Below are 14,485 nucleotides of genomic sequence, written 5' to 3'. Positions count from 1 at the left end.
ACAATTTAACTAACTGAATCAGCTAGTGATTTCAACTACTGATTCGCATTATTAAATAATTTACCTGTATTGTGGTAAAAACTTCTTGTTCGTAATGTGTAGAAAATACACATACTTCAAAATCTGTAATTTGGGTTTCTATATCCGTAATTTGTATCATAAAGAGTTGGAACAGAATAGCTAACTTTGCATTATCAGAGAGAAACAATAAAAACCGTACGTATTATATGAGAAAATTGTTTTTTATTATTGTAACAGCCATCGGAATGATGCAAATCCCGATGCAATCTATAAATGCACAGAATATGAAAAAAGAAGAAGTACCTCAAAACATCAGCGCATTTCCGGTAGGAAAAGCGAATACAGGATTCGAACAATATTTCACGGGTAGATCTTGGCTGGCACCGCTGACTGGTAACAAAGACTTGAATGTACCCATGTCCAACGTTACTTTTGAGCCTGGCTGTCGGAATAATTGGCACAGCCATACGGGTGGACAACTCCTGATTGCCGTCGGCGGTGTGGGATATTATCAGGAACGTGGTAAAGCGGCGCGCCGTTTACTTCCCGGTGATGTGGTTGAAATTGCTCCGAACATAGAACACTGGCATGGCGCCGCTCCCGATAGTTGGTTCTCACATCTGGCTATCGGATGCAATCCGCAGACCAACCAGAATACATGGTTGGAACGAGTGGATGACCAACAGTATGCCGAAGTAACGAAAGATAACGTAGCAATCGGACTGCAAGCTACCGATCCTGAATTGGACGATATATTTAGTAATTTTACAAAAGAAGTGCAAGAATACGGTGCACTGGACATTAAACCCCGTCTTATGGTAACATTGGCATCCAATATTGCTTCACAAGCGCAGGCCGAATACCGCATCACACTCGAAAGCGCACTTAATGAAGGCATTGCTCCGATAGAAATAAAAGAAATCCTTTACCAGTCAGTAGCCTATGCGGGCATGGCTAAGGTCAGAGATTTTATCGGTATCACCAATGATATATTGCTCGCCCGTGGCGTGCGTCTTCCTTTGGAAGGACAATCGGTTGTATCATCCGAAACACGTTTCAATAAGGGACTGGAATTGCAGAAATCCATATTTGGTGAACGGATAGAACAGATGCATAAGAACGCTCCCGACAATCAGAAGCACATCCAACGTTACCTCTCCGCCAACTGTTTCGGCGACTATCAGACACGTAGCGGACTGAATGTAAAGACCCGCGAACTGATTACATTCTCGATACTTGTTTCTTTAGGCGGCTGTGAATCGCAGGTAAAAAGTCACATACAGGGAAATGCCAACGTAGGGAATAATAAAGATACGTTGCTGGCAGTCGTAACGCAACTCTTGCCATTTATTGGTTATCCGCGCACACTCAATGCCATAGCCTGTCTGAACGAAGTGATTCCGGAAAAATAATAAAGACATTGATGCATCCCGAAAGATAACGATTAAAATCTATCCGGGACTTGACAAACGCTTTTTAATGTTATATATTTGTAGTCCGGGAAAGTATGAAACGAATGATTACTAAATGAAAAAAGAGACGGAATATGGATATGAAATGGATGGAAAATAGTATAATATTACAACGAACTTAGCTCATTCCCTTAGCTTATACTAGGGGATAAGGCAACAGATATAGCCCAAAGGCTGCGAACTTTACAGAGTTCGCAGCCTTTTTTGTAACCTATTATTGAATATATTTTTGCAAATTCAGATTTTAAAGTTTATAATAAACAGGGGGGACGTTTATAATAAACGGTCACAGTATTTATTAATAACGCTCTTTATGTTTATGTGGTAGGTTGTTATCTTTTTTGTATAACCTTTCTCTAAAGGGTAGAAACTTGTGTGGTTGTGGTAATAATAATTGATATGTTGACTGGGTAATTTAATTTTATAAAATATAGTTCCTCCACTATTCTTGTTATTGTTACTCTATGTTATCTATCAGCTTTGTTTTGAAATGCACCTTGAATACCTGTTTTTATCTGTCGGAAACTTTGCAGGACGAGATAATAAAACCTCATATTTGATGATCGATTCACTGTAAGATTTGTTATCTTTGCAAAGGTTTCATTTATAAAGAGAAGAAGTTATGGATATCATGGACCGTTTGAAAGGACCCCGGCGCAATCTGCCTATCGGAATACAAAGTTTTGAGAGACTTCGTCGCGACGGCTATTTGTATGTTGACAAAACAGCATTTGTCTACGAACTTGCCTCAACGGGCAATCCATATTTCCTTAGCCGTCCGCGTCGTTTTGGCAAAAGTCTGCTGCTTTCTACGCTGGAAGCGTATTTCTGTGGAAAGAAAGAACTTTTTGAAGGACTTGCCATTGAACAGTTTGAAACAGAATGGAACGAACACGCTGTACTGCATCTTAGCCTGAATGCCGAAGACTACTCTGAAATAGAAGGATTGAGAAACGGACTCGAATTGCAACTTCGTAGTTGGGAAAAAAACTATGGAATCAGCGAGGAAGGCTTGAGTTATTCCGGTCGTTTCATGCAAGTTATCAAAGAGGCATACCGACAGACTGGTCGTGGTGTAGTTGTTCTTATTGACGAGTACGATAAACCGCTGCTCCGCTCTATGCATAACCCGGAATTACAAAGTAAGTTCCGCGAAATGCTCACAGCTTTCTACACTGTATTGAAGGATGCAGACCCCTGGTTGCGCTTCGTCTTTATCACCGGAGTGACCAAATTTGCTCAAATGGGTATATTCAGCACTCTCAACCAACTGATCGATATCAGCTTCGACCCGCAATACAATGCTCTTTGTGGTATGACCCGCCCGGAAATTGAAGCCAATTTCGTCCCGGAACTGGAACGGTTGGCAGAAAGGAACGGTTTGACAAAAGAAGACTGTATGGCATACCTTACTCGTATGTATGACGGATATCATTTCAACTATGTCCGTAAGGAAGGTATGTACAACCCGTTCAGCATACTGAATGTGCTTAGGAGCGGGATGTTTGAGAATTACTGGTTTGCCAGCGGAACACCCACTTTCCTTGCCGAAATGCTGAAGAAGACCCATTATGATTTGCGTGAACTGGACGGATTGGAAGTAACTGCTGCCTCTCTTACCGACGACCGTGCTGACGTAAACAACCCTGTGCCGATGATTTATCAAAGCGGCTATCTGACCATTAAAGGATATGATACAGAACTGCGTCTCTACAAGCTGGGTTACCCCAATGATGAGGTGAAGTATGGCTTTCTTAATTTTATCACTCCGTTTTATACCTCATTGGATGAATCGAAAGCCCCCTTCTATATCGGACAGTTTGTAAAAGAACTAAGGGCAGGAGATGTTGAGGCTTTCCTCACCCGCCTTCGTGCGTTCTTTGCCGATTTCCCCTACGAACTGAATGATAAGACAGAGCGTCACTATCAAGTGGTATTCTATCTTGTTTTTAAACTACTGGGGCAGTTTATTAACGCCGAAGTGCAAAGTGCCCTGGGACGTGCTGACGCTGTGGTGAAAACTGCAAATGCTGTTTATGTCTTCGAATTTAAGCTAAACGGTACCGCAGAAGAAGCATTGGCGCAGATTGATAATCGCGGCTATCTCATACCTTATACTACTAATGGTTGCCGTATAGTGAAAATAGGTGCAGAGTTCAGTAAGGAAGAACGCAATTTGAGTCGATGGTTAGTAGAGGAAGAAGGATAGTAGGGAATTGATAATAAAAGTATAGTATATAATTTCAAACCCAAAAAGTAACGCCCAAACGGTAAAAACAGCATCCGTTTGAGCGTTTTTTTTTAGAAATCTTTTTGGAAGGATGAGGAAGGAAACGATAGCTTATATCTTCCATTATTCCGTTCTCTATGTGATATATACGTTGATTTTAATGTTTCCTTTGACAACTTTCGGTCGATGTTCTATTTTTCATATTTTAGATTGTTCGAAAATGTAATAGATGTTAATTGGCTACCAGGCTTGCGAACTAATTTTTGATATGATATGTTGTTTAAAGTGAATAACGAATTAAAAAATGAACTAGAAAGTTAGATATGGACAAATAAAGCATTTCTAATGATTTAGCAGATAAAACATTACATTATAAAACTTATGATTATGAGAAAATCGATTATTTTATTAGCCTTGATATTGGGTGGACTTACAGCAAATGCCCAATCAGTTGTAGAAGGTACAAAAGTAACAGACAATTGGTCTGTGGAAGTCAATGCCGGTGCAATCACTCCCCTTACTCACAGTGCTTTCTTTAAAAGTATGCGTCCTGCTTTTGGAGTGGGAGTTTCCAAGCAATTAACTCCTATCTTCGGTTTGGGATTCCAAGGAATGGGATACATTAATACTACTCCGAGTAAAACATCTTTCGATGCTTCTGACGTCAGCGTATTGGGTAAAGTCAACCTGATGAACCTGTTTGCAGGTTACAAAGGCGAACCCCGTTTGTTTGAAGTGGAAGCCGTTGCAGGAATGGGCTGGTTACATTATTATGTGAATGGTGATGGAGATCAGAACACTTGGTCTACCCGTTTGGGATTGAATTTCAACTTCAACTTGGGCGAAAGCAAAGCATGGACATTGGGTATCAAACCTGCCATTGTATATGATATGCAAGGCACTTACCCCGAAACAAAGAGCCGTTTCAATGCCAATAACGCAGGTTTCGAATTGACAGCCGGATTGACATATCACTTTAAGACAAGTAACGGAACACATCATTTTGCAAAAGTGAGAGTGTACAACCAAGCTGAAATTGACGGATTGAACTCTTCCATCAATGCGCTTCGTTCGGAAGTGAATAACAAAGACGGTCAGATCAGCAACGCCAACCAGCGCATCAACGGACTGCAAGAAGAACTTGAAGCCTGCCGTACAAAGGTTGTTCCGGTAGAGACAGTAGTGAAAACCGCCCGTGTGCCTGAATCTATCATTACTTTCAGACAAGGTAAATCATCGGTTGACGCTTCCCAACTTCCTAACGTGGAACGTGTAGCTTCCTACATGAAGAAATATGCCGATGCAAAAGTAGTTATTAAAGGATACGCTTCTCCGGAAGGTAGTGTGGAGGTCAACGCAAGAATCGCTGCTGCACGTGCAGAGGCTGTAAAAACTATCCTTGTTAATAAATACAAGATTAGTGCATCCCGCATCACTGCTGAAGGTCAGGGCGTAGGCGATATGTTTACCGAACCGGATTGGAACCGTGTAAGTATATGTACGATTGAAGATTAAACAGATAGATTACATAAATAGAATAATGAAGGCTGCCCAAAAGGCAGCCTTTGTTGTATGTACTGGTTTTATAGATAAGCGGCTTATTTTTGAATAAGCCTGAAAGATTAGTAAACAGATTTCTTTGTACATTACATAAAATAGCTATTTTTGCAAGTATTGTTCATGCGCGTTCTGTGTTGAGTGTGCAAATATCAACCATTAAAAACTGTATTATGAAGAGAGTATTCGTTTTTCAAGATTTTAAATCGCAGAAATTCTGGAGTATAGAGGTAGTCGGGACAGATGTTACTGTAAATTATGGTAAGCTGGGGACTGCCGGACAAACACAAGTGAAAAACTACGCAACTACTGAAGAAGCTGAAAAGGCTGCCGACAAACTGATTGCAGAGAAGACAAAGAAAGGTTATGTGGAAACTGCCGAAGAAACAGCACGTGAAATGAAAGTGGAAGCTAAGAAATATACATTGAGCTATGATGAGTATGAAAACGATGTGAAGCTTTTGGATAAGATATTGAAAGACAAGCATCTCTCTGAATATAAGCAAATAACGATTGGCTGTTGGGATTATGAAGGTGATGACTGTTCGGCTTTGTTACAAGGTCTCATTGAAAATAAGGACAAGTTTGCGCAGATAGAAGGCCTGTTTTGGGGTGATATTGAACAGGAAGAACAGGAGATTTCATGGATTGAACAAGCCGACCTTAGTCCGCTGCTCGATAGTATGCCTAAATTGAAGGATCTGAAAATAAAAGGAACAAACAATCTGCGCTTGGGAAGAACTTCACGTCCGGAGTTGCGGTCGCTGGAAATAATCAGTGGTGGTCTGCCTACTGAAGTGGTAGAGGACATTCTTGCTTCTGATTTTCCCAATCTGGAAAAACTGATTCTATATGTTGGTGTGGAAGATTACGGATTTGAAGGTGATATTGAGATCTTCCGTCCGCTTTTCTCCAAAGAGCGTTTCCCGAAGCTGACCTATCTGGGGCTTGTTAACTCTGAAGAACAGGACAGCATTGTAGAAATGTTCCTGGAATCGGATATTCTTCCTCAACTTGAAACCATGGATATTTCGGCCGGTACTCTGAAAGATGAAGGTGCACAGTTATTGCTGGATAATATGGATAAAATCGCTCACTTGAAGTTTATCAATATGCGCTATAATTATTTGAGTAAGGACATGAAGAAACAGTTGCAGAACCTTCCTATGAAAATAGACATTGCCGAAACCGAAGAGGCGGATGAATATGATGGTGAATTGTGGTATTACCCGATGATTACAGAATAGGAGATGCAGATAATCGTTGTCAGCAACTCTTTATCCAAACGTATAGAATACTTTGTTGAAGCAGGTAAGCACTTGCAGACAGAAGTTTGTTTTATGACTTATGAGGAACTTTTTAGCTGCTTGCCGCTATTGCGGCAGGCAGTTATCAAACTGGAACCCTGTGTAAGTGATGAAACTGATTTCCTGAAATATGCGCTGTTGAATCAGGCATATAAAGAGACATTGCAACGTTTGAGCGAGATGAGCCTGCCTGATGATGTGTGCTTTTTAAATACTCCTGATGCTTTGTTGCGTGCTCTTGATAAAAAGGAAACAAAAGAAGTCTTGATGGACAAAGGGCTGAAAGTGACTCCGATGTTACCGTCTCCACACTCTTTCGATGAGTTACGGCAGCTTCTTGCCGATTGCGGTAGAGGATGCTTTTTAAAACCCCGTTATGGTTCGGGTGCGGGAGGCATTATGGCGATTCGTTATCAGCCCAACCGGAATAAGTGGATAGTCTATACTACGCTGCGGCAAGTGGACGGAGTGATTCATAATACCAAACGAATCAATCGTTTGAGCGTGGAAAAAGAGATAATCCCGTTGGCAGAAGCTGTGATACAAACAGAAGCTATCCTCGAAGAATGGATTCCTAAAGCACAATTGCAAGGAGAAAATTACGACCTTCGGGTAGTGTGCCGGGAGTCTGAAATAGATTATATCGTTGTGAGATGCAGCAAAGGAAGCATAACGAATTTACACCTGAACAACAAGGCGCATTGGTGGAATGAATTGTCTCTATCCGAAGAGGTACGGCAACAAATCTATTTTCAATGTCAGGAAGCTGTGCAATCCTTGGATTTGCGTTATGCAGGAGTAGATGTATTGATAGAAAGAGGGACGGATATTCCTTATATAATAGAAGTCAACGGACAAGGAGACCATGTTTATCAGGATATGTTTGCTCATAATTCTATTTATACTCAACAAATAAAAAACATAAAAAAGAAATATAACCATGCAAATAGATGAACTGCCGGCTGGCGAACAGACCCGTCATCCGGATCTGGATATGAATCAGGTGGTGGGTACTCATGATATATTGATGCTTTGCTTTGACACCTTGCGGTATGATGTCAGCAAAGAGGAAGAAGCGGCCGGAAGAACGCCTGTACTGAACAGCCATGGAGGAGAATGGGAGAAAAGACATGCTCCGGGAAATTTCACTTACCCGTCTCATTTTGCCATCTTTGCCGGATTTCTGCCTTCTCCGGCAGAACCTCATTCGTTGCGTAGCCGTAACTGGTTGTTTTTCCCCGTACAGGCGGGTACAGGACGTATTCCGCCTAAAGGAAGTTATCCATTTACAGAAGCAACCTTTGTGCAGAGCCTTGCCCATACAGGCTATGAAACGATTTGTATAGGTGGCGTAAACTTCTTTAGCAAGCGTAATGAGCTGGGGCGTGTATTCCCCGGTTACTTTACTAAAAGTTATTGGTTGCCTACCTTTGGATGCACAGCGCCCGATAGCACAGAAAAACAGATTGATTTTGCATTGAAAAAACTAGAAAACTATCCGGACGACAAACGGATCTTTATGTATATCAATTTTTCTGCTATCCATTATCCGAACTGTCATTATGTGGAGGGTAAAATGAAAGATGATAAAGAATCACATGCGGCTGCCCTGCAATATATTGACAGTCAGTTACCTCGTTTGTTTCAGGCTTTTCAGAAACGGAGCAATACGCTGGTGATTGCCCTTTCCGATCATGGCACTTGTTATGGTGAAGATGGGTATGAATACCATTGCATATCTCACGAAACGGTTTATACAGTCCCTTACAAACACTTTATTTTAACGAAACAATGAATCAACCGCTACCACGATATGTAGACTATATGTATAGCTATCCACATAAAACTGCCTATCGTCCTTTTCCATCTCCGGTTTCGCTGCTTCCTTACCTGGAACAGGTGGAAGGGCAGAAGGCATCACTCTATTTTCATATTCCTTTTTGTAGTCATAAATGTGGATATTGTAACCTGTTTTCTCTACAAACCAATCGTGCGGATTATATCGCAACTTATTTGGAAACCCTTCATAAGCAGGCACAACAATTGTCACCTCTCACCACCGGACTGATATTTGATAGTTTCGCCATTGGAGGAGGCACGCCATTGCTTCTCACCGTTTCCCAACTGGAATACTTATTGGAGACGGCTGCCCTGTTCGGAGTCCATCCTTCACATGCTTTTACTTCCATAGAAACATCACCGGAGTATGCTGATCCTGCCCGTTTGACATGGTTGAAACAGGCAGGAGTGGCTCGTATAAGTATCGGTATACAAAGTTTTCTCAACGAAGAGTTAACCGCTTTGAAAAGACGTCCCCGGCAAGACACGATCAATCAGGCGTTGGAAACTATCCGGAAGATGGAATTTCCTTTTTTTAATATCGACTTGATTTACGGAATCAAAGGACAAACAGTGGATAGTTTTCTCTATTCGTTGGAGCAGGCTCTTCTGTTTCAGCCTAACGAACTCTTTATCTATCCGTTATATGTGCGACAGGGAACAGCTATCACGGAGCGGGAATCTGATGATGTCTGTTTCCGGATGTATTGTGCCGCCCGTGATCTGTTGAAAGACAGAGGCTTTCTACAAACTTCGATGCGGCGTTTTATTCATCATCCGTCTACTGATGCGGAAATTTCCTGTGGAGATGAAGTGATGCTTTCGTGTGGTTCCGGTGGACGTAGTTACTTGGGTCATTTGCATTATGCCACCCGGTATACTGTTTCTCAACACTGCATTGCCGGAGAGATAGATGACTATATGGGCACTGCTGATTTTACAGTAGCTCGCAATGGATTTATTCTCTCTCAAGAAGAACGAAGGCAACGTTTCATCATTAAAAATCTGATGTATTATATGGGGCTTGATAAAGCCGAATATGAGCGTCGTTTTGGCGAATCACCGGATGATATTCCATTATTCCGGCAACTGGCAGAACGGCAATGGATAGAAAATACAGATGATCGCATTTGTCTTACTTCCGAAGGAATGGGATACTCTGATTATATTGGTCAGTTGTTCATTACCCCTGAAATAAGAGGGCTGATGGAAACTTATTCTTATTGAACGAAATGGAAATGAAAAACGAGGGGTCTTTACTTTCCATCAAGCGTATCTATTATCGCGGTAAATTGAATAGCTGCAATTATACCTGCTCTTATTGTCCGTTCGGTAAAAAGTCACATCTGACAGCCACTACGCAGGATGAACAGGCGTGGAACCGTTTTATTACGGCTATTGAACAATGGCAAGGAGGCCCGTTGCAGTTATTTATCATTCCTTACGGTGAAGCATTGATACATCGTTATTATCGGAAAGGGATCATTCATTTAGCGGCGTTGCCACAAGTGGCTGGAATTTCCTGTCAGACTAATCTTTCTTTTTCTGCTGATGAATGGCTGGACGAATTTCCGGCTACACCGACATTGATAAGTAAGATAAAAATTTGGGCCAGCTTTCATCCGGAAATGACTTCAGTAGAAAGTTTTGTCCGGCGACTTCATACACTTTATAATGCAGGAATACAGGTCTGTGCCGGAGCGGTAGGCAATCCGATGGCAAAAAGTGTACTTAGCGATTTGCGAAATGCTCTTTTGCCGGATATTTACTTGTTTATTAATGCTATGCAAGGTTTGAAGTCTCCGTTGAGCGTAGAAGATATTCGTTTCTTTACGCAACTGGATAACCTTTTTGAGTATGATTTAAAAAACGCTTCAGCTCAATGGGATATCTGTTCGGGAGGGAGAAGTAGTTGTTTTATTGATTGGAAAGGAGATATCTTTGGCTGTCCCAGAAGTCAGGTGAAGATAGGAAATCTTTATCAGAATCAGATCTTGGACCCCTTGCTTCCTTGTCGGCGGAAGGTTTGTGACTGTTACATTGCTTTCAGTAATTTGACTAATCATCCTTTGCATCGGATAATGGGAAAAGGTGCATTTTGGCGGATCCCGGATAAGCCTTTCATTACTTCCGTGTTTTTTGATGTGGATGGAACACTTACCGATGCCCAGGGAAGGGTTTCGGAAAGTTATGCCCATGCTTTGCGGTACATAGCGCAATTTGTTCCCTTATATCTTGCTACTTCTTTATCTATGCAACAGGCGCGGAGAAAGTTAGGCAGGGCTCTTTTCAGCCTGTTTGAAGGAGGGGTGTTTGCCGACGGTGGATTACTGGTATATGGCGGGCAGAGCCAGTGTATGCCGGTTGAATTACTACTGGACATAAACGAAGAATCCGCAAAGATAACGGCGCATAGCTATGAAGGTCAAGTCTATAAATACAGCATGCTGGTTTATGATAAGGAAGAGAGAATAAATATTCTTTCTCGCTTAAAAGAGAAACCTTATCAGGTGTTTTATAAACCACCTCTTATTACGGTTATCCATAAGGAAGTTGACAAACGGAAAGGAGTGCTTCATATATGCAAGGCTTTAGCTTTTCCCCTTGACCAAGTATTGGTTGTCGGAAATTCATTGAAGGATTGGGAGATGATGTCAGTAGTATCTCATTCTTGTGCAGTGATGAACGCCGAACCACTTTTAAAAGAACGTGCCCGCTATACGCTGAATCCGGACCGATTGGCTGCTTTCTTCCGCTTCCGGGAGTAGAAAAGCGACTGCAATAAAAGCTTCACATTGATACCTGATTGTACCATTCAAAAATAAAAATCAGTTATAATTTGGTAGTTATAAAAACAAAGCCCATATTTGCAGCCCGAAAATAGGGACAGGCATAAAAATCCTCATCGGAGGGTGCTATAATAGATAATTATAGTGCTGGATAAGATGAATGGTGTAAATCATTCGCTTGTCCGGCACTATTTTTTATTGTAACAATTTAAGATAAGAGGTAAAGTAGCGGAGAAACTATGAAAGAGTTAAATTTGACACAAGGAAGTGTTCCGAAGGTATTGCTGCAATTTGCAGTGCCTTTTCTTATTGCCAATGTGCTTCAGGCACTTTATGGTGGAGCCGACTTGTTTGTTGTGGGGCAATATGATGATTCGGCAAGTGTGGCGGCTGTGGCTATCGGCAGTCAGGTGATGCAGACGATTACGGGTATTATTCTTGGCATTACGACAGGCACAACCGTGCTGATTGCTATCGCTATCGGAGCAAAAGATGACCGGAAAGTAGCTTTTACAATCGGTTCTTCCGTGTGGCTATTTTCAATCGTAGGAGTCTTGCTGACCTTGGTCATGCTGGCATTTCATGGGCAGATAACCGAACTGATGCACACGCCTGCGGAAGCGATGGCTGATACTAAAAACTATATTCTGGTATGTTCGGCTGGTATTCTGTTCATAATAGGGTATAACGTTGTATGTGGTATCCTGCGTGGATTGGGTGATTCAAAGACACCGCTTTATTTTGTAGGCTTGGCATGTGTAATCAACATAATGCTCGATTTTATACTGGTCGGCTATTTCCATTGGGGAGCTACAGGAGCGGCTATTGCTACTGTAACCGCGCAAGGCGTCAGCTTTGGAATAGCGCTTTGGTTCTTATACCGGCATGGATTCCACTTTGATTTCTCACGGAAGGATATCCGTTTGAACCGGAATCTGTCTAAAAAGATCATGGTATTGGGAGCGCCTATTGCTTTGCAAGATGCTTTAATCAATGTTTCATTTCTGATAATCACTGTCATTGTGAATCAGATGGGAGTCATTGCATCTGCTTCTTTAGGTGTTGTTGAGAAAATCATAGTGTTTGCCATGCTGCCTCCGATGGCTATATCATCGGCTGTGGCAACCATGACTGCACAAAATTACGGGGCGGGACTTATCAAGAGAATGAATAAATGTCTTGCTTCCGGAATAGGGATTGCTCTTGTTTTCGGTGTGTCGGTTTGCGTGTATTCGCAATTCCTGCCGGAGACGCTTACCGCTTTCTTTACGAAAGATGCCGCTGTGGTGGCAATGGCAGCAGAGTACCTGCGGGGATATAGCATCGACTGTATCGTAGTCAGTTTTGTGTTCTGCATCAATTCTTATTTCAGCGGACAAGGGAACTCGTTATTCCCGATGATTCACAGTCTGATAGCTACTTTCCTGTTCCGTATACCATTGTCATACTGGTTCAGTCAGATGGATAGCTCGTCGCTGTTTATCATGGGATTTGCTCCACCCATTTCAACGGCGGTTTCATTATTGATTTGTATCTGGTATTTGCGATATACGCAAAGGAAATTATACTTGAGAGGCACATTGATGCCTGCTATGTCGAATTAGGTGTTTTTAAGTGACATATATTAACTAAAATCTATTTTGTATGGAAGCTTATTTGAAGAAACTCTGTTTTGAGTATCAGGTTGATGAAAAAGAAGTGAAAGAGCTGTTGGCTCGTATGGAAATGGTGTATCTGGATAAAGGAGAAACGATTGCATCTGCCACAATGCCCGAGCAGAGCTTGTATATTATTGTTTCCGGCATTCTGCATACATACACGACCCATGAAGGAGAGGACAGAACCATCCGGTTTTTATCTGAAGGGGATGCTGTATTGTGCTATAACTCCAGTCAGTATGCTGTAAAGGCGCTGACGAAATGTGCTGCTTATTACATCAGCGAAGAGGAGATTGAAGAGTTGTGCGCAACATCTATTTCGTTTGCCAACTTGGTTCGTCAACTGATGGAATATCAGTTCTATTTTAAAGAAGAAGAGAATATGAACGTTCGCAAACTGACGGTAAGAGAGAGGTATCTTTCTTTATTGGCAGAAATCCCGGATATTCTGTACAGGGTACCTTTGAAGTATATTACTCATTATCTGGGTGCCGATGTAACCAGTTTGGGATATATGGCTGGAAGTTCTAAATAGGAAATATAACCTGGACATCTATTTTTCTATGTATTCCTTATCAGATGGTTCATTGACTATTCAAAATTGAGTTTGAAAAGTCTTTGGATTATTTGGTAAGGAATATTATTTTTGTATTCCAAATGAAAAACTCAATACCTCGATATACTTTTTATAAGAATAAGTATGGAAGCGAACTTTTGGTCGATGTGGTAGAACTGAAATATGTGAAGAAGTTCTTGGCTGAAAGTGCTATTCATACGTTGAATTATTATGATGTTACTTTTATAACAGAAGGTAAAGGGACGTTTTCAGTCGATAACCAAACCTATGAAGTAACCCCATGTGACGTTTTATTCTCTAAACCGGGAGAAATCCGGAACTGGGATACGCGTCATATCATCAATGGTTATGCGCTGATTTTCGAGGAAGAGTTCTTGTCTTCCCTTTTTAAAGATTCTTTGTTTGTACAGCATCTTTCGTTTTTTCAGCTGGAAAGCTTTTCATCAAGACTGCATTTGCCCGATGAACTTTATGCCCGTATACTCCAAATTTTGCATCATATAAAGATGGAGATCGACTCGTATCAACAAAACGATGTGCATGTATTGAGAGCGTTGCTTTATGAAGTCCTGATGTTATTGGACCGGGCTTATCTTAAAATGACTTCGATAGAGGAGGGCAGGAGCAGGGAAGCGTCTAATAACCATGTAAGTAAATTCATGAGTTTGGTAAATATCCATTCGAAAGAGCAACACTCGGTTCAGTATTATGCGGATAAACTCTGCATTACTTCAAACTATTTGAATGAGATGGTAACCTCGACAATGGGGTTCAGCGCCAAACAATATATTCAGAATAAAGTGATGGATGAGGCTAAAAGACTACTCGTTTATACAAACGTCCCCATATCGGATATTGCTTTTGAACTCTGCTTTTCAACGGTCTCTTATTTTATCCGCAGCTTCCGGCAACATACGGGAGAAACTCCATTACTTTATCGGAAAACACATAAACCGTAAAAAGTACTATTTTCCCCTTTCTTTTTATTACGTCGTGTTTCTTCTATTTCTCTACTTTCGCATCAGATAATAACTA

The 14,485-nt window shown here is 41.4% G+C and carries 11 protein-coding genes; all 11 read left to right on the top strand.

Annotated features, from left to right (window positions below):
• Positions 1-227: 227 nt before the first annotated feature.
• The 11 genes from DW173_RS21825 (at position 228) to DW173_RS21775 (ending at position 14,409) form a co-directional block, all read left to right on the top strand.
• Complete coding sequence (locus DW173_RS21825; RefSeq protein ID WP_049702501.1) at positions 228-1,433, top strand: cupin domain-containing carboxymuconolactone decarboxylase family protein; 1,206 nt, start codon at positions 228-230, stop codon at positions 1,431-1,433.
• A gap of 682 nt (positions 1,434-2,115) precedes the next feature.
• The gene (locus DW173_RS21820) at positions 2,116-3,702 is read left to right on the top strand and encodes an ATP-binding protein (RefSeq protein ID WP_083444196.1); all 1,587 of its coding nucleotides are present in this window, start codon (positions 2,116-2,118) and stop codon (positions 3,700-3,702) included.
• A 402-nt stretch (positions 3,703-4,104) separates the two neighbouring features.
• Positions 4,105-5,238, top strand: coding sequence for an OmpA family protein (locus tag DW173_RS21815; protein ID WP_182019569.1), 1,134 nt, complete (start codon positions 4,105-4,107; stop codon positions 5,236-5,238).
• Positions 5,239-5,453: 215 nt separating this feature from the next.
• On the top strand, positions 5,454-6,527 hold the full coding sequence (locus DW173_RS21810; RefSeq protein ID WP_120145217.1) for an STM4015 family protein: 1,074 nt from the start codon (positions 5,454-5,456) through the stop codon (positions 6,525-6,527).
• A 3-nt stretch (positions 6,528-6,530) separates the two neighbouring features.
• Positions 6,531-7,541, top strand: a complete 1,011-nt coding sequence (locus DW173_RS21805) for an STM4014 family protein (protein WP_015532891.1) — start codon at positions 6,531-6,533, stop codon at positions 7,539-7,541.
• Positions 7,528-8,382, top strand: a complete 855-nt coding sequence (locus DW173_RS21800) for an STM4013/SEN3800 family hydrolase (RefSeq protein ID WP_015532890.1) — start codon at positions 7,528-7,530, stop codon at positions 8,380-8,382. Before DW173_RS21805 ends, DW173_RS21800 begins: the two co-directional genes overlap by 14 nt.
• Entirely contained in the window at positions 8,379-9,653 is a 1,275-nt protein-coding gene (locus DW173_RS21795) for an STM4012 family radical SAM protein (RefSeq protein WP_120145216.1), read from the top strand. The genes DW173_RS21800 and DW173_RS21795 overlap by 4 nt, the downstream gene beginning before the upstream one ends.
• An 11-nt stretch (positions 9,654-9,664) precedes the next feature.
• Positions 9,665-11,194, top strand: a complete 1,530-nt coding sequence (locus DW173_RS21790; RefSeq protein ID WP_120145219.1) for an STM4011 family radical SAM protein — start codon at positions 9,665-9,667, stop codon at positions 11,192-11,194.
• A 260-nt stretch (positions 11,195-11,454) separates the two neighbouring features.
• Positions 11,455-12,819, top strand: a complete 1,365-nt coding sequence (locus tag DW173_RS21785; protein ID WP_120145215.1) for an MATE family efflux transporter — start codon at positions 11,455-11,457, stop codon at positions 12,817-12,819.
• Positions 12,820-12,859: 40 nt separating this feature from the next.
• Positions 12,860-13,408, top strand: coding sequence for a Crp/Fnr family transcriptional regulator (locus DW173_RS21780; protein WP_009039845.1), 549 nt, complete (start codon positions 12,860-12,862; stop codon positions 13,406-13,408).
• Between the two features lie 122 nt (positions 13,409-13,530).
• The gene (locus tag DW173_RS21775; RefSeq protein WP_118219389.1) at positions 13,531-14,409 is read left to right on the top strand and encodes an AraC family transcriptional regulator; all 879 of its coding nucleotides are present in this window, start codon (positions 13,531-13,533) and stop codon (positions 14,407-14,409) included.
• The last annotated feature ends 76 nt before the right edge of the window (positions 14,410-14,485 follow it).

The organism is Bacteroides sp. AM16-13, from assembly GCF_003602705.1.
In the GTDB taxonomy this organism is placed as follows: Bacteria; Bacteroidota; Bacteroidia; order Bacteroidales; family Bacteroidaceae; genus Bacteroides; species Bacteroides xylanisolvens.
This window is presented reverse-complemented; position numbering and strand designations above follow the sequence as displayed.

Coding starts and splice junctions, on each gene's coding strand:
- DW173_RS21825 (WP_049702501.1), top strand. CDS start 228: ATGAGAAAATTGTTTTTTATTATTGTAACAGCCATCGGAATGATGCAA.
- DW173_RS21820 (WP_083444196.1), top strand. CDS start 2,116: ATGGATATCATGGACCGTTTGAAAGGACCCCGGCGCAATCTGCCTATC.
- DW173_RS21815 (WP_182019569.1), top strand. CDS start 4,105: ATGATTATGAGAAAATCGATTATTTTATTAGCCTTGATATTGGGTGGA.
- DW173_RS21810 (WP_120145217.1), top strand. CDS start 5,454: ATGAAGAGAGTATTCGTTTTTCAAGATTTTAAATCGCAGAAATTCTGG.
- DW173_RS21805 (WP_015532891.1), top strand. CDS start 6,531: ATGCAGATAATCGTTGTCAGCAACTCTTTATCCAAACGTATAGAATAC.
- DW173_RS21800 (WP_015532890.1), top strand. CDS start 7,528: ATGCAAATAGATGAACTGCCGGCTGGCGAACAGACCCGTCATCCGGAT.
- DW173_RS21795 (WP_120145216.1), top strand. CDS start 8,379: ATGAATCAACCGCTACCACGATATGTAGACTATATGTATAGCTATCCA.
- DW173_RS21790 (WP_120145219.1), top strand. CDS start 9,665: ATGAAAAACGAGGGGTCTTTACTTTCCATCAAGCGTATCTATTATCGC.
- DW173_RS21785 (WP_120145215.1), top strand. CDS start 11,455: ATGAAAGAGTTAAATTTGACACAAGGAAGTGTTCCGAAGGTATTGCTG.
- DW173_RS21780 (WP_009039845.1), top strand. CDS start 12,860: ATGGAAGCTTATTTGAAGAAACTCTGTTTTGAGTATCAGGTTGATGAA.
- DW173_RS21775 (WP_118219389.1), top strand. CDS start 13,531: ATGAAAAACTCAATACCTCGATATACTTTTTATAAGAATAAGTATGGA.